The sequence below is a fragment of the Candidatus Palauibacter soopunensis genome (assembly GCF_947581735.1).
Taxonomy (GTDB): domain Bacteria; phylum Gemmatimonadota; class Gemmatimonadetes; order Palauibacterales; family Palauibacteraceae; genus Palauibacter; species Palauibacter soopunensis.
Genome location: NZ_CANPVT010000053.1, coordinates 173,516 through 196,265 on the forward strand (window position 1 = coordinate 173,516; position 22,750 = coordinate 196,265).

Sequence of the window (22,750 nt, forward strand, 5' to 3'; positions counted from 1 at the left end):
TTCGGCAGAGGTGAACATGACGGCTCCGGCGACTTTTCAGGCTCGGTTCGAGACTTCGAAGGGAACGTTCGTGGTGGAGGCGCACCGGGAGTGGGCCCCGAACGGCGTGGACCGCTTCTACAACCTGGTGGAGAACGGGTTCTTCGACGACGTGAGGTTCTTCCGCGTGATCGCCGGGTTCATGGCACAGTTCGGGATCAACGGAGACCCGGAGATCCAGTCCGGGTGGCGGGACGCGAACATCCAGGACGATCCGGTGGTCATGGGGAATACGCGCGGGCGGATAAGCTTCGCTCAGACATCCATGCCGAACAGCCGGAGCACCCAGCTCTTCATCAACTTCGGCGACAACTCGCGGCTCGACGGCATGGGCTTCGCGGCCATCGGCGAAGTCATCGAAGGCATGGACGTCGTGGACGCGCTCTACTCCGGATACGGCGAGGGCGCGCCCGGCGGGAACGGGCCGAGCCAGGGGCGTATCCAGCAGGAGGGGAACGCCTACCTGGAGGCGGAGTTCGTCGAACTGGATTACATCCAGCGCGCGACGATCAGCGGTGGAAACTAGAGGGACGGCCAGCCGGGCAGGGTCGGCGGCGGCGCTCGTCCTCGCGGCGATGGCGGTGTTGCCGCCCGCGGATGCCATGGGCCAGGAGGCTCGGCCGGCCGGCGGGGAGCGGTCGCGCGCGCGGGAAGCGGGCGTCCTCATCGGGCGGCTGCCGACGGGGCCGCTGAATGCGATCACGGACGTGCCCGGCGTGCGGGTCGGCCACCGCACGGTGTGGGAGGGTGACTCGATCCGCACGGGGGTCACGGCGATTCTCCCCCACGGCGACAACGTGTTCGAGCGGCGGGTGCGGGCGGCGATCGCGGTCGGGAACGGCTTCGGGAAGCTGGTGGGACTGAGTCAGGTCAACGAGCTCGGCGAACTCGAGACGCCGATCCTACTCACCGGGACGCTGAGCGTGTTCCGCGCGGCCGACGCGCTCCTCGATACGCTCCTGTCGCTCCCCGCGAACCGCGACGTGCGGTCGATGAACCCGGTCGTCGGCGAGACGAACGACGGGTACCTGAGCGACATCCGCGTCCGCCCGATCCGGCCCGAGCACGTGCGCGAAGCGCTGCGGACCGCGGCGAGCGGCCCGGTGGAGGAGGGGACGGTCGGGGCGGGGACGGGGACGACCGCCTTCGGCTGGAAGGGCGGCATCGGGACCTCGTCCCGGCGGGTCGAGATCGGCGGGCGGATCGTGACCGTCGGCGTGCTCGTGCAGAGCAACTTCGGCGGCTCGCTGCGGATCGACGGCGTGAGGGTTGGAGAGAAGCTCGCCGCGGCCGGCCTGCGTGGGGCGCGCGCCGAGGGGGATGGCGACGGTTCCGTGATGATCGTGATCGCGACGAACCTGCCGCTGGCCCACCGCGAACTCGACCGGGTGGCCGACCGCTCGTTCATGGGGCTCGCCCGCACCGGGTCGTACATGTCGCACGGTTCCGGCGACTACGCGATCGCCTTCTCGACGGGCGAGGGGCCCGCGGTCAGGGACGGGCGTGCCCTGTCGCGCGTCTTCGAGGCGGTGGTCGAAGCGACGGATGAAGCCGTCATCAACTCGCTGTTCAAGGCGATGTCCGTGACGGGCCACGGGGGACGGACGGTCGAATCGCTCCCGCTCGAACCCACGCTGGACTTGCTCCGCGAGGCGGGCGTTCTCGGGACCTCGCGGTGAAATCGCTGATTCCCGCGTCCGCGCAGCTACCGCTGCCCCGGGCGCGCTTCATCATCGAAGAGGATCCCGACCCGGAGGCAGTGCCGCTCGATGTCCTGTTCGTGGGCGGAGGCCCGGCCGGGCTCGCGGGAGCGATCCGGCTGGCGCAACTGGTGGCGCGCGATCGCGCGGAAGGAGGGCCGCTAGCCGACCTCGAGATCGGCGTTCTCGAGAAGTCGGGTGAACTCGGGGAGCACTGCCTCTCCGGGGCGGTCGTGAACCCGGAGGCTTTTCGTACGCTCTTCCCGGACCTCGACGAGGCGGAGCTTCCCCTCCGGGGCCGCGTGGCCGGCGACCGGGTGCGGCTCCTCACGGAGCGCGGAAGCGTCCGGCTCCCGACCCCGCCCTCGATGCGGAACCACGGCTATCACGTGGCCTCGATCTGCGAGATCGTGCGCTGGCTGGGGGCGCAGGCGGAGGGGCTGGGGGTGAACGTGTTCACGGGGTTCCCGGCCGATGCCCTCCTCATGCGCGAAGGGCAGGTCACCGGCGTCCGCACGACCCCCGCCGGTCTCGACCGCGAGGGGAATCCGGAGGGCGGCTACATGCCGGCCACGGACCTCTCCGCGCGGGTCACCGTGCTCGCCGAAGGGACCCGCGGACCCCTGAGCCAGGCCTGGCTCGAGCGGGAGGGCGTCGGTTCGGCGAACCCGCAGATCTTCGCGCTCGGCGTCAAGGAACTGTGGGAGGTCGCGCATCCGCCCGATGCGGTCACGCATACCATGGGCTGGCCGCTTCCGCGGGATGCGTTCGGGGGCAGCTTCATCTATCCCATGGGCGGGAATCTCGTGTCGCTGGGTCTCGTCGTGGGCCTCGACGCGCCCTACGTCGACCTCGACGTGCACGCGCTGCTGCAGCGTTTCAAGCAGCACCCGTTCGTGCGCGGGATCCTGGACGGGGGTGAACTCGTGGAGTGGGGGGCGAAGACGATTCCGGAGGGCGGATACCACGCCATCCCCGACCGACTGAGCGGGGACGGACTGCTCATCGCGGGAGATGCCGCGGGACTCGTCGATGTTGCCTCGCTCAAGGGCATCCACTACGCGATGCGGTCGGGAATCCTCGCGGCCGACGCCATCGGCCGGGCCCTGTCGGACGGACACGACGGCGCGGCCGGGGCGGAGAGCGCGGTCCCGGCGGCTCGACTCGCGTCCTACGACGCGGCGCTACGGGAGAGCCTCATCCAGGATCCGCTGTACCGCAACCGGAACCAGCGGCTCGCCTTCAAGGCCGGCTTCTTCTCGGGAGGCCTCAGGGCGGGGCTCATGCAGGCCACGGGCGGAACGTTTCCCGGCGCCCGGATCGCGAGCGAGCCTGACGCGGCGGGCCCTCGTCACAAGCGTTTGGGGCTCGACTCCGCGTATGACTCCGAGCACGCCGTCGCCAAGGTCGACGCGGTCTTCCGCTCCGGGAACGCGACTCGGGACGATATCCCCTCGCACCTTCTGGCGGGCGGGGAAGCGGGCACGGCAGTATCGCCGGAGATGGCGGAACTGTACGCGAGCCTCTGTCCGGCCGGCGTGTACGAGCGCGACGGCGACCGCCTGGTGGTGAACGCGCCGAACTGCATTGACTGCAAGGCGACGGACGTCCTGGGTCCGCGCTGGACGCCGCGAGAGGGCGGCAGCGGCCCGGCCTATAAGAGGATGTGAGACGGGCCGGCCGACACGGCCGCCCCGGTCAGCGTGCCCCGGTCGCGCGCGCGGCGTTCCATCCGAGGAGCGAGAATGCATCGGCGACCTGCTCGTACCCCGTCCGCATGAGGAAGGCGGAGTTCTTGCCGAAGCTCTTGGCGCCCAGGATGAAGAAATCGGGCTCCGGGTTGCGCAGTGTCTCGGGTCCGAGCGCGTCCGCCCCGATACAGCAGTCCGCCGGCGCGTCGCCCGGCGGGCCCTGAGCGGCGAGGAGCGCGGCCGAGACCCCCATGGGGCCAAGAGACGCATAGCAGGCGTGCACCTGGAGCTGGCGATACACGCGGTCGTCGGGCTCGTAGCCGACGTTCGCCACGATCCGGTCGAAGCGGTCGCGCCGAATCTCCCCGTCAATCTCCAGGTCGACCTCGAGCCCGCGCGCATCGGTCGGCCGGACGGCGAGCAGCCGACTCCGTGAGAGCCACTCGCAATCGGGGGGCGGTTCGGCCGCGATCGCGTTGGCGCGGCGCGTGAGCTTCACGCGCTCGGGGAGCGGATCATCCGCGATCCCGCGCAGCGGGACGCCGTGCGCCTCGCGGCTGGCCCAGGTGAACCGCGTCCCCGGGACGGCCCGGGCCAGCGCCGCGAGGGCGCATGCGGTGGTGGCCGCCGAATGTCCGCTTCCGAGGAGGAGCGTGCGTCGCGCCGCGTAGCGCCCGCGCTGGGCTCCGAATGCATCCGGGATGCGGTATTCGATCGCGCGGCGCGCGGATCGCTCGCCGATGGCGGGAGTGCCGCCCGGGCCCGCCCAGTTGGGGCGGCCGTAGGTCCCCGAGCAGTCGAACACGGCCCGGGCGAACACCTCGGTCTCGGCTCCGCCCTCCTCCACGAGCAGCCGGAAGGGCTCCTCGGCCCGTGCGGCCTCGCCGAGCGCTTCGCCCTTCAGCCGATCCGCCCGGGCGACGTCCCGCACGCGCGCGCTTTCGCGGACCTCCACGCGCGACCGCAGGGCCGCGGCCAGGGGCAGCAGATAGTACGTCCGCAACTCCGCGCCCGTGAGCAGCGTTCCCGCCGCCGGCAGTTCGGCCCCCCGGCCGCGCAGCACCTCCAGCCCGGCGGGTCCCGCGTTCCACACGAATGGGGAGAAGAGCCGCAGCCAGCCCCAGGCGCGGACGTGATCCGCCAACGCCCCGGCCTCGAACAGGACCGTCGCGAGGCCCGTGCGGGCCGCGCGGGCCGCGGCCTCGAGCCCGACCGGCCCTCCTCCGATGATGGCAAGGTCCATCACTCGCACGCGCGCTGGCTCCAGGTCTTCATGGTTCGCCGGCGTTTCGACCGCCCGGCCTTCCCGCCGATTCCGAGGCAACCTACTCTCAGGCGATGATGGATCGCGAGAACCCGAAGCGGGCGAGCGCATCGCCCCCGGATTGGGCCCCGGGCCCCATCACGCGGTGGCTGACGCCGGTCACGCGCTGGATCATCACGAACCTCGTGGCTCCACCCTGCGTTTTCCTCCTCTTCAGTCTCCTCAATCGAACGCGGGTCTACGGGCGGCGACGCGTCCCCCACCTTCCGAACACGCTCGTCCTCTCGAATCATCAATCGATGATCGACTCGTTTCCGATCGCCTACTACCTGTTCTTTCCCGAAAAGACATTCAGGCCCCACCTGGCGCCCTGGAATGCGGCCGCGGCGGAGAACTTCTTCAGAAACCCGTTTTTCGGCTGGGTGTTCCACCAGTTCCAGTGCATTCCGGTGCGGCGCGGCCGCCGCGACCTGAGCGCGATGATTCGCTCGGCAAACGTGCTTCGAGCGGGGATACTCACGCTCTTCCCGGAGGGTACGCGCTCGCGGAACGGGCGGGTCGGACGCGGGCGGGCCGGGGCCGGCATGGTCATTCTCCAGACGCGGCCGAAGGTGGTCCCGATCACGCTGGAAGGACTGGATCGCGTCCTTCCCATAGGCTCCCGCCTGCCGCGGATCGGGCAGCGCGTTTCCATCTACGTGGGCCGGCCCGTGCCGTACGACGATCTGGCTGCCGAGGGCCGTTCGCGGCAGAACGCTCAACAGATCGTCGATCGGGTGATGGAACGGATCGCCTTCCAGCAACGCGTCCTCCGGCGCCTGCACCGACGCCGCACGTAAGCGCCACACATACGCGCTGGACATCCGCGGTCAGATCCGACATTCTTCCCGCATGACTATCACACTGTACTACGTCCTCGTGACGATTCTGCTCGGACTGCTCGTCGGCCTTCTCATGGGAGGTGGTTTCGCGTTCGGATGCCGGCTCCCCGGACCCGATGCGCCCGATGGGGAGGTCCCGCCGGGCTGACCGAATCAGACCGCAATTCGCCGATCCTTCCGACCGCGAACCTCCTTCCCGATTTCGTGATCGTACGCTATCTTTCTTGGCTGCGAAAAGTGCGTATCGAGGCCGGAAACGTCCCGTTGTCCGTTCATGGGCGGAGCGTCCCCGGCCACCAGAGGTGGAAATGACAAAGACCTTCCAGGATGACGACGGGCGCCGGTGGAAAGCATGGCTCGCTTCGCGCGAGGTCTTCTGGCCGGACCCGAACGAAAAGGCTCCGCCCGACGATTTCGAGGCGGTCGTGTTCGTCTGCTTCTCCGACCCGTACCAGACCCAGCGACGGCTTCGGCTTCCGCAGGGTTCGTTCGAACAGCTCAGTCTCGATGATCTCAAAAAGCACTTCAAGCAGGCGAAACTCGATCCCGCCATCCGCTAGCCGTCCGCGCGGAACCTCCCGCGCCATACCGAAAGGCCTCGTGACAGAATGACCGCCGCCGCCGGCAAAGGGCTAGAAGGCGTCGTCGCCTCGCAGACTCACCTCAGCTTCATCGACGGACTAAAGGGCATCCTCGTCTATCGGGGCTACAACATCCACGAACTCGCGCCGAACGTCTCGTTCCCGGAGAGCGTCTTCCTGCTCTGGAACGGGCGGCTGCCGAAGCGGTCGGAACTCGACGAGTTCGAGGCGGCGCTGGCGGCGCAGCGCGCGCTGGATCCGAGAACGATCGAGGGACTGCAGGGTCTTCCGGCGGAGACCGTGCCGATGGCCGCCCTTCGAACCGGGGTCTCGCTGGAGGGCGTGTACGATCCGGAGGCCGAGGACAACTCGATCGAGGCGAACCGGCGCAAGGCGGAGAGGCTCGTGGCGCGGGCCCCCACGATCATTGCGGCGATACACCGCATTCGGCAGGGACTGGAGCCGCTGGACCCCGACCCATCGCTCTCCCTGTCCGCCGACTTCGTGAGGATGGCGAATGGCGAGCCCGGCACGGAGGAAGCCGTCGATGCGCTCGACCGGACGCTGCTCCTCTACCTCGACCACGGGTTCAACGCTTCGACGTTCGCCTGTCGCGTCATCGCCGCCACGCTCGGGGACATGCACTCGGCTGTGACCGGGGGAGTGGGAGCGCTGAAGGGCGAGCTGCACGGCGGGGCGAACGCGAGGGCCATGCACACGCTGCTCGAGATCGGCGACACGGAAAACGTCGGGCCGTGGCTCGACCGGGCCTTCGCCGAGAAGCGGAAGATCATGGGCTTCGGCCACCGCGTCTACAAGACGGAGGATCCCCGGGCGACGCATCTTCGCGAGATGTCCCGCGTCCTCACGCAGCAGGCGGGTCTCGGAAAGTTCTACGAGATGTCCCGGAAGCTGGAGGACCGGATGATCTCCGAGAAGGGGATCAACCCGAACGTCGACTTCTACTGCGCGACGGTCTACTACGCGCTGGGCATCCCGATCGACCTCTACACGCCGCTCTTCGCGATGGGGCGGATGGGTGGCTGGACGGCGCACGTCATGGAGCAGCACGCGGACAACCGGCTCATTCGGCCGCGTGCGGAGTATGTGGGTGAGATGGACCTGCGCTGGGTGCCGATGGACGAGCGCTGAACCGAAGTCGCGGAAGGGGCTGGGGCCCGCCGCGTCCGGCGCCGGCCATCACGCCAACGGAAGCGGGCCGCAGGCCTCCAGGGGGCTGCCGAGCCCGCTTCTTTCGTTGAGACCAGGGTCGAGACAAGGAAGGTGTCGGTGGAGATACGTTCGGGGATACCTGTCGAACGGGAACTGGATGCTCTCGTGGTCCCGTGGTTCGACGACGCGGACGCCACGGGTGAGTGGTGGGAAGGCCCGGCGACGGTGTGGCTGGAGGGCCATGGGCGCTCCGGGGAGGTGTCGGGATGGGCGCGGCTCGGGGCTGTGGACGCCCCGGACGTCTTCATCGTTCGGATCGACGCCGGAGCGAGGCCGATGGCCGAATCGTGCCGGCGGGCGGCGGGCGCCGGGGTCAGGGCGGCTCGCGCGCGCGGCCTCGGTTCCGTCGGGTTCCGCGTGCCGGAGACGGCGGACGGCGCGGCGTGGCAGGCGTCCGCCGAGGGGCTCGCGCTCGGGGACTGGCGTTACGACGGGCTCCGCGACGCGGAGGGCCGCACCGCCGCGCCGGAAGAGCGGGTCCTCATCGCGGGGGGCAAGGCCGGCCCTGAGGCCGAAGCCGCGGTGCGGCGGGGCTGCGTGCTCGCCGAGGCGCAGAACGCGACGCGCGAACTCGTGACGCTGCCGGGCAACGTGGCGACGCCGCGCTACCTCGCCGCGGAGGCGGAGCGTCTGGCGGGCGAACATGGCTTCCGGGTTGAGGTGCGCGACCGTAAGCGGCTGGAGGAGGAAGGGTTCGGGGGCCTCCTCACCGTGGCCCGCGGGTCCGTCGAGGAGCCGCGCTTCATCGAGATGGAGCACGAGGGGTCGGGCGGCGATCCCGTCGTCGTCGTCGGCAAGGGCGTGACCTTCGATGCGGGAGGGATCTCGCTCAAACCCGCCTCGGGCATGGAGGACATGAAGTACGACATGGCGGGCGCCGCCGCCGTGTTCGGGATCATGATCGCGGCCGCGCGCCTCGAGATCCCGCAGCGCGTGGTCGGCCTCGTGCCCGCGACGGAGAATCTCCCGGCGGGGGACGCCGTGAAGCCGGGGGACGTGATCCGCGGACTGTCGGGCAAGTCGATCGAGGTCATCAACACGGACGCGGAGGGCCGCCTCATCCTGTCGGACGCGCTGACCTACGCGCAGCGGCTGGATCCGGTGGCGATCGTCGACATGGCCACGCTGACCGGAGCCTGCGTCATCGCGCTCGGCCATCACGCCGTAGCGGTGCTCGCGAACGACCGCGGGATCGCGGGCGAACTGTCGGAGGCCGGCGAAGCGACGGGGGAGCGGACGTGGCCCTTGCCGCTGTGGAAGGCGTACCGGGCGCAGCTCGACTCGGATATCGCGGACATCAAGAACATCGGCGGCCGGGGCGCGGGCACGATCACCGCGGGCTGGTTCCTGCGCGAGTTCGTATCGGACGACGTGCCCTGGGCCCACCTCGACATCGCGGGCACGGCGTGGGCGAAGGAGGCGCGCGGCTGGCAGCCGAAGGGCGCCACCGGGGTCGGCGTCCGGCTCGTCCATGAATGGCTGCGCGTCCGCGAGCGAGGGTGACGAAGATCTCCGTCCGCGGCGCAGGGATTCGCCACGGGCTGCTCGGCGCGCTGCTGCTCACCGTCGGGGGCGTCTCCGCGGCGCATGCCCAGGACCCGCCCGTCCCGGACAGCCTGCCGCCGATTTCGGACAGCCTGGAGGTCGTGCCCGATTCCGTCCTCGCCGCGTTCGCCGACAGCGTGCGGCAGCGGGCGCAGAGCTTTCCGGCGCGGCTGACGGGCCTGCGCGGCCCGACGCACGAGATCTTCGATTGCGACCGGGAGTGCGTGCACGCGTCGCCCTCGTTCACTCTCCTCGAACTCCTCCTCGAGCACGTGCCGGGAATCACGGGTGTTCGCGGCGAGTTCTATCAGGGGCCGCACCACGTCTTCGACGGCGGCTTCGGGCCGGGCTTCGCGACCCTCTACATCGACGGCCGCGAAGTCCTGTCCCTCTCCCGCGCGCAGGCGGACCTCCGGCGCGTGTCGTTGAACTACGTCGACCGGGTACGGGTGTATCGCGGCGCGGACGGCCTCGTCATCGATGTGGACCTCATCCGCCACGACGGGGTCCAGGCCTACTCGCGCGTGAGCGGATTGACCGGAGACCCGCGCTCCGAGATCCTCGACGCCGTCTTCGCCAACTCGCTGGGGGGCGCGTCCAACGTGGAAGCCTCCTTCGAGCGGTACGATGTCCAGGACCGGCAGAACAACCAGGACCGATTCGCCGTACAGGGCCGCTTCTCGTGGATGCCGCGCTCGAACGATTTCGGGGTTCAGTTCGAGTATCGTTCCGAGAACATCGAACGCACCGGACTCGATACACTGCAGTTCTCGCGCCGGGAATTCGTGGCCCGGACCCGGGCGAACCTCGGGCCGCGGGCCCAGGTCGAAGCCTACGGGCAGGCCACGAGTTTCACGGATGTCGTCGAAAACCTCCCGGACAGCATTTCGCCGCCGCAGCGGGGCGCGGATGGCGTCGGCCTGCGCTTCTCGGCGCGACCCGGGTCGGGAGGCGTCTCGATGGGCCTGCGTTTCGCCGGGCGCGACGTCTACGCATCGCGCATCGCGGATCTCTCCGCTTGGCAACCCATCGGTCCCTTCACGCTCGAGGGAGGGGCGGAACTCGCGAGTTGGAACGAGTTTCCGACGGAGTCGTGGCGGGCGGGGGCGGCGTTCCGGGATACGCTCCTGTTTCCGATCGAACTGAGGGCGTTCACTGCGGAGGGAACCCGGGGCTTCGGCTTCCCGCAGCACCCCATGCTCGACACTCTCGGGACATCGGAGTTCGTGCTCGCGGACACCGTGCGGTTCGACTCCCGCGGCGCTTCGGCGGCCCTGGCGATCGGGCCGTTCAACCTCGCCGGCCGCTACTCGGAGCAGTGGATGGATCGGCAGGTCGGCTTCGGCGCCCCCTTCGACCGGCTCGTTGTGGCGGACTCCGGGGAGGTGGACATCACGTCGCTGGAAGTGCGCTTCGACGGGCCGGTCGTACCCCTCGGCGTACTGCTTCGGAACGTGTCGCCGATCCGCCTGCGCGCTTCGTGGCGAAAGTTCGATTCCCGCGGCGCGGAGACGCTCTTTCTCCCCGACCGTCTGTTCCGCACGGAGCTATACCTGTCCGACACCTTCTTCGATGAGAGCCTCCGGATCTGGGTGTCCGTGTTCATCGATCGACGCGGGGCGCGGCTGGTTCCGGTCCCCGGCTCGCCCGATCCGGTGATGCTGGATGCCGACAGCTGGATGGGGGGACACCTGATGTTCAAGATCGCCGACTTTCGGTTCTTCTGGCGTTTCGGCAACCTGGGCGCGGACCAGATCGGAGATTTTCAAGGGGCGCGGTTCCCCCGGCAGCTCAACGTGTTCGGTCTTCGCTGGGAGTTCTTCAATTGATCGGCCGGGCGCAGCTGATCGGCCGGACGCCACGTCGGGAGATACCGAAGTGATTCGCAGCATGACCGGCTACGGCTCGGCGACCGTGACGCGGGAGAGCGGGACGGTCACGGTTGAAGCGCGCTCGGTGAATTCCCGGGGGCTGAAGGTCGTGGTGAAGGCACCCCCCGGGAGGGAGCGTTGGGAAAGCGAGTTGCGCGCCCTCGCGGAATCCCGGGCCCGCCGCGGCCGCCTGGATCTGTTCGTCCGGGTGGAGGGCACGCCCGACGCGGGAGGCGCGAGCCTGGACGAGGCCCGCGTGCGGGAAGTGCTCGACGCGTGCGCACGGCTGCGGGATGACTTCGGGGTGTCGGGCGAACCCGACGTGGCCTCGCTGCTGCGCGTGGGCGGGATCTTCCGGACAGCGGGTGGAGAGGGCGCGGAGTTCGTGCCGGAGACGGACGATGTGAAGCAGGCGGCGGCGGAGGCGCTCGACCTGCTGGTGGAGATGCGGGAGCGGGAGGGGGACCGGCTCGAGGTCGACCTCAGGGGACGGCTGGCGGGGCTCCGGAACGCCATCGATGGCGCGGAGGCGTTGGCGCCGGAACGACTTGAGCGCGAGCGCCGCCGCCTCCGGGACGCGGTCGAGGACCTGGCCGGGAAGGGCCTGGATGAAGACCGGCTGCTGCGCGAGATCGCCCTCATCGCGGACCGCTGGGAGATCAGCGAGGAACTCGTGCGTGCGCGCTCGCACGTCGAAGCCTTCGAGGAGTTCCTCGAGGCGCCGGCCGACGAGCCGGTGGGACGCCGGCTCGGCTTTCTCGTTCAGGAATTGCAGCGCGAATTCAACACGCTGGGCGCAAAGGCGAACGACTCCCGCATATCGAGACTCGTGGTGGAGGCGAAGAACGAGATCGAGAGGCTCCGGGAGCAGGTGGAGAACGTCGAGTGAGTCCCGCGGCAGCCGGGTCGCGCACCCTCTTTCCCGTCATTCTTTCCGGACCCTCCGGGGCGGGGAAGACGACGATCCGCGATCGGTTGCTCGCCGAAGCCGGCTCCCCCGGATTCCTGTTTTCCGTCTCGATGACGACGCGATCGCCTCGTGCACGAGAACGGGATGGCGTGGACTACCGGTTCGTGTCGCGGCGCCGGTTCGAGGCGCTAGTGAACTCCGGCGCCATGCTCGAATACGCGACCGTGCACGGCGAACGTTACGGGACGCCCCGTGACAACCTGGACCGCGCGCGGAAAGCCGGTGCCCATCTCCTGCTGGACATCGACGTCCAGGGGGCCCGGCAGGTGTGGGAGGCCGTCGCGGATGTCCTCTCCATCTTTATCGTCCCGCCCACCGCGGAACGGATTGCGCGGCAGTTGCGGGGGCGGGGAAGCGAGAGCCCGAAGCAACTCCGGCGCCGGCTCGTGAACGCCCGATCGGAGTTGCAGGCCGCGGCGGAGTTCGATCGTCTCGTCGTCAATGACCGGATCGAGGACGCCGTCGCCGAGGTATCGGCGCTCGTGGCGAAGGGCCTCGCGCCCGCCGGCTGCCTCGGCGCGGCGGAGTGGCGGTACGTGAAACGCATCATCAAGGAGTTGGATGCCGTTTGACGCATGTGGTAGATTCCTGAGCGGGCGCGGTCCGGCGAGGGACCGCGGCCCACGATGTCATGGAACGCGCTGGACCGCGATGGTCGAGGGAGAAATAGAATGAAGGTGTTTACGCCGGACGCCGTCGCGAAGGCGGCGACCAACAAGTATCTGGGCGTGCTCGTCGCCGCGAAGTATGCGCGCGAGCTCAACGCCTTGCCGCTCGAACGCTCGCCGTACGGCGCGGAGAAGCTGACGACGGTCGCCGCGGATGCGCTGACCTCGGAAGAGAAGAAGCTGCAGTACCGGCTGGTCCGGGCGCGCCCCACCCTGATGCCCTAGCAGCTCCGTGCGGCCCTTCGACGGTCGTCGCGTGCTGCTCGTCGTATCCGGCGGGATCGCCGCATACAAGAGCGCGATCCTCACCCGCCGCCTGATCGAGGCCGGGGCCGGGGTCGAGGTCATCCTGACCGCGTCGGCCGAGCGCTTCATCGGCCGCGTCACGTTCGAGGGGATCACGGGCCGCCCGGTCCACGCGTCGCTGTGGGACCGGCCCATGGCGCATCTGGATCTCGGGCTCGAAGCCGATGTCGTCGTCGTCGCGCCCGCGACGGCCAACCTCATCTCCAGGCTGGCGGTCGGCGCCGCGGACGACCTGGCGACGACCGCCGTGCTGGCCTCGCGGGCGCCGGTGATCATCTGTCCCGCGATGAACACGCGGATGTGGGAGCATCCGATCACACAGGCGAACGTGGCGCGGCTGATCGACGTCGGCTACGGGATCGCCGGGCCGGCCGATGGTCCGCTCGCGGAGGGGGAAAGCGGGCCGGGGCGGCTGCTGGAGCCCGAAGAGATCCTGCCGCGCATCGGACGGGCGCTCGAAACGGCGACCGGTCTGCGCGGACGGAAGGTCGTTGCGACGGCGGGGCCCACGAGAACCGCGCTCGATCCCGTCCGCTTCATCTCGAACCGTTCGTCGGGCCGCATGGGGTTCGCGCTTGCCGAGGCCGCCTGGCGGCGTGGGGGCGAAGTCACGCTCATCAGCGGACCCAGTCGCGTGCCGCGCCCCGCGGGGCCCGACGTGGTGGAGGTCGAGACGGCCGGGGAGATGCTGGCCGCGCTGGAGACCGCGTTGACCGATGCGGACATCCTCCTGATGGCTGCGGCCGTCGGCGATTTCGAGCCGGCCCGCGCGGCGGACTCGAAAATCAAGAAGACGAGCGGAGCCGGGAAGGGGTTCGAACTCGCGCTCCGGGCGGGACCGGACCTGCTGCTGGAGACGCGGGCGTTCCGCGAACGGAAGGGAATCTTTACTCTGGGTTTTGCGCTCGAGACGGAGGATCTTCTCACCCGCGGACGGGAGAAGCTCGAGCGGAAGGGCATGCACCTCGTCGCCGTGAACTCGGCCGTGGAGCCCGGCGCGGGATTCGAGTCCGAGACGAACCGCATCACGTTGATCGACCGAAGCGGCAGGGTCGAGGAGTTGCCTTTGGCGAAGAAGACCGAGTTGGCGGACGAGCTGCTCGACCGGATCGAAGCCTCGATCCCGGCGGCGGCGGGGCGGTGAGTCCGCCCGACCTCGGGGCCCGGACGCTCGCCCGCGCCTTTCTCGAGCAGACGCTCTCCGCGGAGGGGAACGCGCTTATGCTCGAGCACGCCACCCGCGAAGAGGTCGTCGGCGGCCTGGCCTCCGCCGGGCGCGCGGTGCGGGAGGACGCCGCCGCCCTCCCGGACGGGGCCCCGAGCCCGGATCCCGCGCCGAAGGAGCCGGAGGTCGTGACGGGGCCGCAGATCGCCGAGGCACCGGACCTGGAGACGCTGGCCGCGCTCGTCGCCTCCTGCGCTCGCTGCACGCTCCACGAATCGCGGAAGAACCCGGTCTTCGGCGAGGGCGCGGCGAACGCCCGCGTCGTGTGCGTGGGGGAGGCGCCCGGGGCGCGCGAGGATGAGACCGGCCGCCCCTTCGTCGGCCGTGCCGGCGGACTGCTCGACCGTCTGCTGCTGTCGATCGGGCTCCCGCGGACGTCCGTCTACATCTGCAACGTCCTGAAGTCCCGGCCGCCCCGGAACCGCGACCCGCTCCCCGAAGAGGTCGCGGCCTGTTCCCCCTATCTTCTGCGGCAGCTCGCGCTCATCGAACCCGAGGTGATCATCGCCTTCGGTGCCTTTGCGGCGCGCACGCTGCTCGAGACGAAATCCGCGCTGGGCCGGCTCCGCGGCACCGTGCACCGCTATTCCGGATATCCCGTCGTTGCCACGTATCACCCGGCGGCGCTGCTCCGCAACCCGGGCTGGATCCGGCCGACGTGGGAGGATCTGCAGATCGTGCGCCGCATGCTCGACGGCGCCGGAGATCGAGAGGCCCGCATTGGTTGACACGGCGATCAGCCTCCCCAGCGACGGGATCGAAGCCCGCCGCACGCCCTGGTCCGAGGAGGCCGAGATCTCCGTCCTCGGGGCGATGCTCATCGACGGCGATGCCGTGGCCGTCACCCTCGAACAGATCGACGATTCCGCCTTCCACCGGGAAGGCAACCGCCGGATCTTCCGCGCGATGGTGCGCCTGTACGGGCGCGGCGACGTCATCGACGCCGTCACGCTGGCGGACGAACTGCAGACGGCCGCGGAACTCGACGCCGTCGGGGGAATGGCGTACCTCGCGAGACTCGTGGACGCGGTGCCCACTGCCGCCAACGTCGGCCACCACTGCCGGATTCTGCGCGACAAGACGGTGCTCCGGCGGCTCATTTCCAGCGCCACGGAGATCATCCAGGACGCCTACGAAACGGGGTCGGGCGACGTCGACGAGACGCTCGACCGCGCGGAGCAGATGATCTTCGAGATCTCGCAGGCGGAGCAGCGCGGGACCTTCGTCCGCATCAAGGAAGTCCTGCGCTCGACGATGGACCGGATCGACGAACTCGTGCGGAACCCGGGCACGATCACCGGCGTCGCGTCCGGGTTCCCCGATCTCGACCGCATGACGGCAGGGTTCCAACCGGCCGACCTGGTCGTCCTCGCCGGGCGTCCCTCGATGGGCAAGACGGCCCTCGCCCTGAACATCGCGCAGCATACGGCGATCGGCGAGGACGTTCCGGTGGCGATCTTTTCGCTCGAAATGTCGAGAGAGTCGCTCGTTCAGCGGATGCTGAGCGCGGAGTCAAAGGTGGATTCGAGCCGTATCCGCACGGGGCGGTTGTCGTCCGACGACTTCACGCGCCTGGCGAGCGGAGCCGGACACCTGAACACGGCCCCGATCTGGATCGACGATACGCCCGCGATCTCGCCCATCGAACTCCGTGCCAAGGTGCGGCGTCTCCACGCCGAAGTCGGCGTCGGGCTCGTCGTGCTCGACTACCTGCAGCTGATGTCCGGCGGAGCGCGGATCGAGAACCGCCAGCAGGAAATCAGCGCGATCTCCCGGTCGCTGAAGGCGATCGCGAAGGAGGTCGGCGTGCCGCTACTCGCGCTCTCCCAGCTCTCGCGGGCGCCCGAACAGCGCGAGGGGAATCGGCCGCGGCTCTCCGATCTGCGCGAGTCCGGAGCGATCGAACAGGATGCGGACGTCGTCCTCTTCATCTTCCGCGAGGAGATGCACCGCAAGCCGGAAGAAGTGGAGGAACGGGGATTGGCGGGGAAGGCCGAACTCATCGTGGGCAAACAGCGCAACGGGCCCACGGGAACCGTCGAACTCTACTTCCACAAGGCCTTCACGGCGTTCGAATCCGTGAGCCGCCGTCCGGAACCCGACTAGTGCGGGCCGGAGAACCGGCGGCCCCCCGCGGCGTCGGCGCCGTCGTCGTCGCGGCCGGGCAGGGGCATCGCTTCGGCGCGTCGCGGCCCAAGCAGTTCGTCGACCTCTGCGGAATTCCGGTGCTCGCCTGGTCGGTACGGACGCTCGTGAACCATCCCGACGTCGACCGGGTCGTCGTCGTGCTGTCGCCGCAGCGGGCGGCCTCGCCCCCGCCGTGGCTTCCGAATGGGGTGCTCGTCGTGTCGGGCGGAGTGTTTCGGGCTGATTCCGTGCGCGCCGGCGCTGCGGCGCTGGGCGGGCAGGTCGAGACGGTGCTCGTGCATGATGGGGCGCGTCCGTTCATGTCGGCCGAACTCATCTCCCGCGTCGTGGCTGGGGCCCGGAATGGCCCGGCGGTGCCGGTGATAGCCGTGGAGGACACGGTGAAGCGGGTGGATGAGGGAGGCTGGATCGAGGCGACCGTGCCGCGTGAGCGACTCCGCCGCGTACAGACGCCACAGGGGTTTCCGGCCGAAGTTCTGAACCGTACGCACGCGCTCGACGATGCCGGCGCATGGGAAGCGCAGGACGCCGCCGCCATGACGGACGACGCGCTGCTGTGCGAGCGGCTCGGCATCGACGTTTCCACCGTGGAGGGCGATCCGGCGAACCTGAAGATCACGACGGCGAGCGACCTGGCGCTCGCGCGCGCCATGGTTGAGAGCGGGTTGATCGCTTTGGGGAGCTAGGGTCATGGACGGGGGCGAGAAGGGGTTCGACGTGGTAAAGTGGCGCGAGTGGGTGGGCGCTGCAGGGGAAGCCGGGCCGGGCCGGGCGCTGGCGACGGACGACGAAGCGCTGGCCCGGGCGGCGGCGCTGCTCGACGCCCGGGGGGTCGTGGCGCACCCGACCTCGACGGTGTATGGCCTGGGCGGCCGGCCATGGCCGGATGTGGACGCGCGGATCGCCGCGATCAAACGCCGTCCGCCCGGGCCGCTGATCCGGCTCGCCGCGAGCCGCGATGCGCTCATGGAGGCGCTGCCCCGGGCGCGGTGGACGGTCGCCGCGTGCCGGCTCGCCGACGCCTTCTGGCCGGGCCCGCTTACCCTGGTGCTGGATGACGGGAGCGAATCCGGCATCGCGGTGCGCGTCGATCCGCATCCGGTCGTGAGAAGGTTGCTCGAGCGGGCCGGAGGGCTGATGACTTCCACGAGTCTGAACGTGACGGAAACACCCCCGGCGAGGACGGGCGCGGAGGTGCGCGCCGCGCTGTCCGCGGTCGGATCCGGGGCGGGCACGGTGGGTTGGCTCGACGCGGGCGATCTCGCCGATTCGATGCCGTCGACCCTCGTGCGCGTGACGGAGGAGGCGGTCCACGTCCTGCGCGAGGGAGCGGTTCCGGCGACGGACCTTACCCGGGTCCTCTCCGCGCATCCCGCCGGAAGATCACCCGGATGAACCTCCTCTTCGTCTGCACCGGCAACATCTGCCGCAGCCCGCTGGCCGAGGTCATCGCGCGGGCCGAGGCCGACGCGCGGGGGTGGGCGGACGTCTCCTGCGCGTCGGCGGGCACCTTCGCGTTCCCCGGCCAGCCGGCCTCGGGTCCCGGGGTCGCGGTCGCCGCCGCACACGGACTCGACCTCGCGGCGCACGCCTCGCGGGAACTCTCGCTGGAACTGCTCGAATGGGCCGACCTGATTATCGGCATGGAGGCGTCGCATGCCCGGGCGGCCGCGCGACTGGTGCCGGACGCGGCCGTACACGTCATGACGGACTTCCTGCCCGCGCACCACGAGCGGAGCAAGGGTGGGGTCCCGGATCCGTATGGCGGAGATGTCGAGACGTATGAGGCGACCCGGAAGTTGCTGGCGCTGGCCATGCGGGGGCTCTTCGACGCGCTCGGCGACGACCCGCGAGGAGGACGCGAAGGGTCCGGCCCGTGACGCTCCGCTTCACGCTGCTCGGGGATCCCGTGCGGCACTCGATTTCACCCGCCATGCACCGCGCGGCCTTCGAAGTCCTCGGACTCGACGCGGAATACGTCGCCCGGCGGATCAGGCCCGACGAGGTCGGACCGGTCATGCGGAGCGCGGAGCTGGCCGGCGGAAACGTGACGCTCCCGCACAAGCTTCGGGCGGCCCGAGCGCTCGTTGAGCCGAGCGCCGCGGTCCGAGCGACCGGGGCCTGCAACTGCTGGTGGCGTCGACCGGATGGCGAACTCGCGGGCGACAACACGGATGTCGGCGGGCTCGACATCGCCCTCTCCCGCTTCGGCTTCCAGCCGCAGGGCGCGCGCGTACTTCTCCTCGGCGCCGGGGGCGCGGCCCGAGCGGCGGTCCATGCGCTGCTCGAAGGCGGAGCGTCGTCCGTCGAAATCCTCAACCGGACGTCGGCACGGGCACACGGGCTGCGCGATGGGGCGATCGCCCACGCAACCGACGCCGACCGCGTGGCGGACGCCGTGCGCGTGGTCGCGGCCCCGTACTCCGGCGCGACGTACGATCTCGTGCTTAACTCGACGAGCCTCGGGCTCTCTTCCGGGGATCCGCTCCCCTTCGACCTGGATCGGGACGCGGTGCGGGGCCGGTTTGGCGCCGCCTTCGACATGGTGTACGCGGCCGGAGAGACGGCGTGGGTCCGACACGCGCGCACCCTCGGAATCCGGGTCACGGGCGGACTCGACATGCTCGTCGGCCAGGCGGTGCTCTCGCTCGAGCGCTGGTTTCCCGGGCGCGCGGCCCCGTTCGAAGCGATGCGGGAGGCGGCCGCGGCAGAACTCGCGTTGCGACGGGGACCGGACCCCGGGGACGGATCGAGCGTCGTGTGAGGGCCGTGGCGCGCGGCGACCGGCTCCGTCTCGTGGGCAGAGCCGCCGCCGCGGCCTTCGATGCCCTCGTGCCCGCGGCATGTGTAGGGTGCCGGCGCGGCGTCGCCCCCGATGGCCCGCCGCTCTGCGCTCTGTGCCGGTCGCGACTCCCTCGGCTGGCGAATCCCCGCTGCTTCCGTTGCGCTCAACCGCTCGGCAACCTCGCCGCGGCGGCCGGCGAGCCTGTGCGGTGCGGCACGTGCGAGGAGTGGCCCGACGTCCTCGTCGCGGCCGACGCGCCCTTCGCCTTCGAGGGCCCGGTGGCCCGCACGGTACGTGCCCTGAAATACGACCACTGGCGCGCCCTCGCGCCCTGGATGGCCGGCTGCATGGCGCCTGGCGCCGAGGCGATTGCGTCCCGTATCGGCGAAGGCGCGCCCTGGCTGGTCCCGGTGCCGCTCACGCCGGCCCGACTGCGGGAACGGAGATTCAACCAGGCCGGGGAACTCGCCCGCGGCTTGGCCGACCGGGGCGTCGGGTCGCTGGGGCCGTTCCTCGACCGCCTCCCGGGCGGCGGCCGCCAGGCGGGCCTCCGCGGGGCTCTGCGCCGAACGAACGTACAGGGTCGTTTCCGGTTACGTGCCGACCCCCCGGACGTATGCCGGAGCGCCATCATCATCGATGATGTGCTCACAACCGGAGCCACCGCCATCGCCTGCGCCGAGACACTGGCCGAGGCTGGATTCCGCAGCGTGGCCACCGTTAGTTTTGCGCGCACCTTGCGTCCCCTGGACGGGGACGAATCGCCGACAGGGGCCTTCGCCCCCAATCCTTCCCGAGAGGAATCCGAATGAGTGTGAGGGTTGCCATCAACGGTTTCGGCCGCATCGGCCGGAATATCCTCCGCGCGGCGCTTCAGAATCCGCGCGGGGACCTTGATTTCGTTGCGATAAACGATCTCACGGATGCGGCGACGCTCGCCCATCTGTTCAAGTACGACTCCGTGCACGGGCGCTTTCCAGGCGACGTCCGCGTGGACGGCGGAGAACTCGTGCTGGGAGAGGAACGCGTGCGCGTCTTCTCCGAGCGAGATCCGGCCGACCTCCCGTGGGCGGAACTCGACGTGGACATCGTGATCGAATCCACGGGGATCTTCCGAAAGCGGGAGGACGCGACCCGGCACCTGCGGGCCGGCGCGAAGAAGGTCCTCATCTCCGCGCCCGGCATCGAGCCGGACATCACGCTGGTTCTCGGCGTGAACGCGGACGAATACGACCCGGCACAGCACGACGTGATCTCGAACGCGAGCTGCACGACCAACTGCATCGCTCCGGTCGTGAAGGTTCTGCTCGACCGGTTCGGTTTCGAGCGCGGCCTCATGACGACGGTCCACGCGTACACGAACGGCCAGCAGCTCCTCGACCTCCCGCACAAGGACCTCCGGCGCGCCCGCGCCGCCGCGCTCTCGATCATTCCCACGACCACGGGCGCGGCGAAGGCCGTGGGCCTCGTTCTCCCGCAGGTCAGGGGGAGGCTCGACGGGATGGCGATGCGGGTCCCGACGCCGGACGTATCGATCGTGGACCTCGTCGCCACCGTGTCGCGGGACACTTCGGCGGACGAGATCAACGCCGCATTTCGGGAGGCGGCGGCAGGGCCGCTCGACGGCGTGCTCGAATACACCGAAGAACCGCTCGTATCCGTCGACTTCACGGGACACCCGGCCAGCGCGATCGTCGACGCAAAGTCGACATCCGTCATGGACGGCACGCTCGTGAAGGTCATCTCGTGGTACGACAACGAGTGGGGGTATTCGAACCGCCTCGTGGACCTGGCGAGTTTCGTCGGAGAGCGTTTGCCCGCCGGCGTCGGCGCCTGAGCGGCCCCGACCCGTTCCGTCGTGACCCGAACTTTGGGCGACCTCCCGGCCGATCTGGCCGGGAAGCGGGGACTCGTGCGGGTGGACTACAACGTGCCGCTCGACGCCGGGCAGGTCGCGGATGCGACGCGCATCGAGGCATCGCTGCCGACGCTACGGTGGTTGCTCCGGCGTGACGCCCGGCCGGTGCTGCTCTCGCACCTGGGCCGGCCGGCCGGCCGGCCGGATCCCGCGCTGTCGCTTGCGCCTGTAGCCTCCGCGCTCGCCGACCGGCTCGGGACCGACGTCCTCTTTTCCGCGCCGTGCGACGGAGAAGACGCGCTCCGCGCAAGCCGCGAACTGCGAACCGGGCAGGTGCTCCTTGTCGAGAACACGCGTTTCCTCCCCGGGGAGACCGCGAACGACGACGTCCTCGCCGGTCGCCTCGCCCAACTGGGCGACTTTTTCGTCAACGACGCGTTCGGCACGCTGCACCGCGCGCACGCCTCGACGACGGGCGTGCCCGCCCTCCTGAACCCTTCCGCGGCGGGGTTGCTGGTCGAGCGCGAACTGGAGGCACTGGGCGCGCTGGACCGCCCGGGTCGTCCGTTCGTCGTCGCCTTCGGGGGAGCCAAGATCGGTGACAAGATCGAACTCATGCGCCGCTTCGCGGAACGCGCCGATCTGATCCTGGTGGGTGGCGCCATGGCGAACACGTTCCTCCGCGCACAGGGCATCGAGACAGGGACCTCGCTCGTCGAGGAGGCGGCGCTGGATCTCGCCCGGTCCATCCTGTCCGCGGGAGGGGAACGGATTCGGCTGCCGACGGACGTGATGGTCCTGGACCGGTCGGGTGGGGAGGGAGAGAGGGTCCACTGCGTCGGGGTCGATGCGATCAAACCGGAGATGGCGGCCCTCGACATCGGGCCCGAGTCTCGTGTCCGCTACGCCGAGGCGCTGCGCTCGTGCGCCGCCTTCTTCTGGAACGGTCCGATGGGCCTGTTCGAGGACCCGAGGTTCGAGGCGGGCACGTTCGCCATCGCGGAAGCCGCCGCGGAGGCCACGGCGGCGGGCGGATTCACCGTCATCGGCGGGGGCGACTCCGCGGCCGCCGTTCGCCGGGCCGGGCTTTTCGACCGCGTGTCGCATGTCTGCACCGGCGGCGGCGCGGCCCTCGAGTACCTGTCGAGCGGGCGTCTGCCCGGACTCGACGTCCTCGCTGAAAGGAGGCGTCCGTGAGCCAGCCGCGCACCCCCGTGTTCGCCGCGAACTGGAAGATGTGCCACGGCCCGGATGAGACCGGGGCGTTCGTGGAACGGTTCGCCGCCAGCTACAGGCCCCGCAGCGACGCGACCGTGGTCGTGTTCCCTCCCGCCATCAGCCTGGCGGCCTTCGCCGCCGCGGTTTCCGGGCGTCCGGACCTCGAGTTCGGCGTGCAGGACGTGCACACCGAGGTCGAGGGCGCGCACACGAGCGCCATTTCGGCCGCCATGGTCCCCGCGACCGGCGCCACCTGGGCGCTCGCGGGCCACTCGGAGCGCCGGCGGGAGTTCGGCGATACCGATCCCGAGGTGGGACGCAAGCTGGTTCGCATCCTCGAGGCCGGACTCCGCTCCGTCCTGTGCGTGGGCGAGACGCTCGAGGAGCGAGAATCGGGGCGGCTCGCGGCGGTGCTCGAGACGCAGATTCGGGAAGCCCTCCACCCTCTCGACCGCGAAGGCCGCACCCGCCTCGTCTACGCCTACGAGCCCGTGTGGGCGATCGGAACCGGACTCACGGCGAGCCCCGCCGACGCCGCGGAGGCCCACGCGATCGTCCGCGAGCGGCTCGCGCAGACGGAAGGATGCGATGCGGAACGGGCGGTGATCCTCTACGGCGGGAGCGTCAAGCCGGCCAACATCGATGCGCTGCTTGCCGCCCCCGGCGTGGACGGCGTGCTCGTGGGCGGCGCGAGCCTCGATCCCGACAGCTGGGCCGCAATCTGCGCGGCGGGCCGGTAACCCGGATCTCGGCCGGTGCCGTCGGTG

The 22,750-nt window shown here is 70.1% G+C and carries 24 protein-coding genes; 23 read left to right on the top strand and 1 reads right to left on the bottom strand.

What is annotated here, in order from left to right; all coding sequences use genetic code 11:
• The first annotated feature begins 16 nt into the window (after positions 1 to 16).
• Genes RN901_RS14135 through RN901_RS14145 form a run of 3 tightly spaced genes read left to right on the top strand, consistent with a single transcriptional unit; the run spans position 17 to position 3,409 of the window.
• Positions 17 to 565 (top strand): peptidylprolyl isomerase, encoded by a 549-nt coding sequence (locus RN901_RS14135; protein ID WP_310758943.1) that lies wholly within the window; start codon positions 17 to 19, stop codon positions 563 to 565.
• Positions 555 to 1,718 carry a P1 family peptidase gene (locus RN901_RS14140; protein WP_310758944.1) on the top strand — a complete coding sequence of 388 codons (1,164 nt, stop codon included), beginning with the start codon at positions 555 to 557 and terminating at the stop codon, positions 1,716 to 1,718. The genes RN901_RS14135 and RN901_RS14140 overlap by 11 nt, the downstream gene beginning before the upstream one ends.
• Positions 1,715 to 3,409: an electron-transfer flavoprotein:ubiquinone oxidoreductase gene (locus RN901_RS14145; protein WP_310758945.1), complete on the top strand. Its 1,695-nt coding sequence runs from the start codon at positions 1,715 to 1,717 to the stop codon at positions 3,407 to 3,409. Before RN901_RS14140 ends, RN901_RS14145 begins: the two co-directional genes overlap by 4 nt.
• Before the next feature lie 28 nt (positions 3,410 to 3,437).
• On the opposite strand, the gene RN901_RS14150 is transcribed toward RN901_RS14145, so the two are convergent.
• Positions 3,438 to 4,682 (bottom strand): hypothetical protein, encoded by a 1,245-nt coding sequence (locus RN901_RS14150; protein WP_310758946.1) that lies wholly within the window; start codon positions 4,680 to 4,682, stop codon positions 3,438 to 3,440.
• 86 nt (positions 4,683 to 4,768) lie between these two features.
• On the opposite strand from RN901_RS14150, the gene RN901_RS14155 reads away from it, so the two are divergent.
• From RN901_RS14155 to tpiA, 20 genes are all read left to right on the top strand, one after another.
• Positions 4,769 to 5,533: a lysophospholipid acyltransferase family protein gene (locus tag RN901_RS14155; protein WP_310758947.1), complete on the top strand. Its 765-nt coding sequence runs from the start codon at positions 4,769 to 4,771 to the stop codon at positions 5,531 to 5,533.
• 52 nt (positions 5,534 to 5,585) lie between these two features.
• Complete coding sequence (locus RN901_RS14160) at positions 5,586 to 5,723, top strand: hypothetical protein (RefSeq protein ID WP_310758948.1); 138 nt, start codon at positions 5,586 to 5,588, stop codon at positions 5,721 to 5,723.
• A 160-nt stretch (positions 5,724 to 5,883) separates the two neighbouring features.
• On the top strand, positions 5,884 to 6,135 hold the full coding sequence (locus RN901_RS14165) for a hypothetical protein (RefSeq protein WP_310758949.1): 252 nt from the start codon (positions 5,884 to 5,886) through the stop codon (positions 6,133 to 6,135).
• A gap of 48 nt (positions 6,136 to 6,183) precedes the next feature.
• A complete protein-coding gene (locus RN901_RS14170; protein WP_310758950.1) occupies positions 6,184 to 7,308 on the top strand; it encodes a citrate/2-methylcitrate synthase in 1,125 nt (374 codons plus the stop codon).
• A gap of 138 nt (positions 7,309 to 7,446) precedes the next feature.
• Complete coding sequence (locus RN901_RS14175) at positions 7,447 to 8,892, top strand: leucyl aminopeptidase (protein ID WP_310758951.1); 1,446 nt, start codon at positions 7,447 to 7,449, stop codon at positions 8,890 to 8,892.
• A complete protein-coding gene (locus RN901_RS14180; protein WP_310758952.1) occupies positions 8,889 to 10,763 on the top strand; it encodes a TonB-dependent receptor plug domain-containing protein in 1,875 nt (624 codons plus the stop codon). The genes RN901_RS14175 and RN901_RS14180 overlap by 4 nt, the downstream gene beginning before the upstream one ends.
• A 49-nt stretch (positions 10,764 to 10,812) precedes the next feature.
• Positions 10,813 to 11,694, top strand: a complete 882-nt coding sequence (locus RN901_RS14185; protein WP_310758953.1) for a YicC/YloC family endoribonuclease — start codon at positions 10,813 to 10,815, stop codon at positions 11,692 to 11,694.
• Positions 11,691 to 12,347, top strand: a complete 657-nt coding sequence (gene gmk, locus RN901_RS14190) for a guanylate kinase (protein ID WP_310758954.1) — start codon at positions 11,691 to 11,693, stop codon at positions 12,345 to 12,347. The genes RN901_RS14185 and gmk overlap by 4 nt, the downstream gene beginning before the upstream one ends.
• A gap of 99 nt (positions 12,348 to 12,446) precedes the next feature.
• Positions 12,447 to 12,668 carry a hypothetical protein gene (locus tag RN901_RS14195; RefSeq protein WP_310758955.1) on the top strand — a complete coding sequence of 74 codons (222 nt, stop codon included), beginning with the start codon at positions 12,447 to 12,449 and terminating at the stop codon, positions 12,666 to 12,668.
• A 7-nt stretch (positions 12,669 to 12,675) separates the two neighbouring features.
• Positions 12,676 to 13,893 (top strand): bifunctional phosphopantothenoylcysteine decarboxylase/phosphopantothenate--cysteine ligase CoaBC, encoded by a 1,218-nt coding sequence (coaBC, locus tag RN901_RS14200; protein WP_310758956.1) that lies wholly within the window; start codon positions 12,676 to 12,678, stop codon positions 13,891 to 13,893.
• Positions 13,890 to 14,702 (top strand): uracil-DNA glycosylase, encoded by an 813-nt coding sequence (locus tag RN901_RS14205; RefSeq protein ID WP_310758957.1) that lies wholly within the window; start codon positions 13,890 to 13,892, stop codon positions 14,700 to 14,702. The genes coaBC and RN901_RS14205 overlap by 4 nt, the downstream gene beginning before the upstream one ends.
• Positions 14,695 to 16,080 carry a replicative DNA helicase gene (gene dnaB, locus RN901_RS14210; RefSeq protein WP_310758958.1) on the top strand — a complete coding sequence of 462 codons (1,386 nt, stop codon included), beginning with the start codon at positions 14,695 to 14,697 and terminating at the stop codon, positions 16,078 to 16,080. Before RN901_RS14205 ends, dnaB begins: the two co-directional genes overlap by 8 nt.
• Complete coding sequence (ispD, locus tag RN901_RS14215) at positions 16,080 to 16,808, top strand: 2-C-methyl-D-erythritol 4-phosphate cytidylyltransferase (protein WP_310758959.1); 729 nt, start codon at positions 16,080 to 16,082, stop codon at positions 16,806 to 16,808. Before dnaB ends, ispD begins: the two co-directional genes overlap by 1 nt.
• Before the next feature lie 4 nt (positions 16,809 to 16,812).
• Positions 16,813 to 17,517 (top strand): L-threonylcarbamoyladenylate synthase, encoded by a 705-nt coding sequence (locus RN901_RS14220; RefSeq protein WP_310758960.1) that lies wholly within the window; start codon positions 16,813 to 16,815, stop codon positions 17,515 to 17,517.
• Positions 17,514 to 18,002 carry a hypothetical protein gene (locus RN901_RS14225; protein WP_310758961.1) on the top strand — a complete coding sequence of 163 codons (489 nt, stop codon included), beginning with the start codon at positions 17,514 to 17,516 and terminating at the stop codon, positions 18,000 to 18,002. Before RN901_RS14220 ends, RN901_RS14225 begins: the two co-directional genes overlap by 4 nt.
• Positions 17,999 to 18,886: a hypothetical protein gene (locus RN901_RS14230; protein WP_310758962.1), complete on the top strand. Its 888-nt coding sequence runs from the start codon at positions 17,999 to 18,001 to the stop codon at positions 18,884 to 18,886. Before RN901_RS14225 ends, RN901_RS14230 begins: the two co-directional genes overlap by 4 nt.
• Complete coding sequence (locus RN901_RS14235; RefSeq protein ID WP_310758963.1) at positions 18,883 to 19,719, top strand: ComF family protein; 837 nt, start codon at positions 18,883 to 18,885, stop codon at positions 19,717 to 19,719. The genes RN901_RS14230 and RN901_RS14235 overlap by 4 nt, the downstream gene beginning before the upstream one ends.
• Positions 19,716 to 20,744, top strand: a complete 1,029-nt coding sequence (gap, locus tag RN901_RS14240; RefSeq protein WP_310758964.1) for a type I glyceraldehyde-3-phosphate dehydrogenase — start codon at positions 19,716 to 19,718, stop codon at positions 20,742 to 20,744. The genes RN901_RS14235 and gap overlap by 4 nt, the downstream gene beginning before the upstream one ends.
• 21 nt (positions 20,745 to 20,765) lie before the next feature.
• Positions 20,766 to 21,962 carry a phosphoglycerate kinase gene (locus RN901_RS14245; protein WP_310758965.1) on the top strand — a complete coding sequence of 399 codons (1,197 nt, stop codon included), beginning with the start codon at positions 20,766 to 20,768 and terminating at the stop codon, positions 21,960 to 21,962.
• Positions 21,959 to 22,723, top strand: coding sequence for a triose-phosphate isomerase (gene tpiA / locus RN901_RS14250; RefSeq protein ID WP_310758966.1), 765 nt, complete (start codon positions 21,959 to 21,961; stop codon positions 22,721 to 22,723). The genes RN901_RS14245 and tpiA overlap by 4 nt, the downstream gene beginning before the upstream one ends.
• Positions 22,724 to 22,750 lie beyond the last annotated feature (27 nt).

Coding starts and splice junctions, on each gene's coding strand:
- RN901_RS14135 (WP_310758943.1), top strand. CDS start 17: ATGACGGCTCCGGCGACTTTTCAGGCTCGGTTCGAGACTTCGAAGGGA.
- RN901_RS14155 (WP_310758947.1), top strand. CDS start 4,769: ATGATGGATCGCGAGAACCCGAAGCGGGCGAGCGCATCGCCCCCGGAT.
- RN901_RS14160 (WP_310758948.1), top strand. CDS start 5,586: ATGACTATCACACTGTACTACGTCCTCGTGACGATTCTGCTCGGACTG.
- RN901_RS14165 (WP_310758949.1), top strand. CDS start 5,884: ATGACAAAGACCTTCCAGGATGACGACGGGCGCCGGTGGAAAGCATGG.
- RN901_RS14170 (WP_310758950.1), top strand. CDS start 6,184: ATGACCGCCGCCGCCGGCAAAGGGCTAGAAGGCGTCGTCGCCTCGCAG.
- RN901_RS14195 (WP_310758955.1), top strand. CDS start 12,447: ATGAAGGTGTTTACGCCGGACGCCGTCGCGAAGGCGGCGACCAACAAG.
- RN901_RS14220 (WP_310758960.1), top strand. CDS start 16,813: ATGGACGGGGGCGAGAAGGGGTTCGACGTGGTAAAGTGGCGCGAGTGG.
- RN901_RS14225 (WP_310758961.1), top strand. CDS start 17,514: ATGAACCTCCTCTTCGTCTGCACCGGCAACATCTGCCGCAGCCCGCTG.
- gap (WP_310758964.1), top strand. CDS start 19,716: ATGAGTGTGAGGGTTGCCATCAACGGTTTCGGCCGCATCGGCCGGAAT.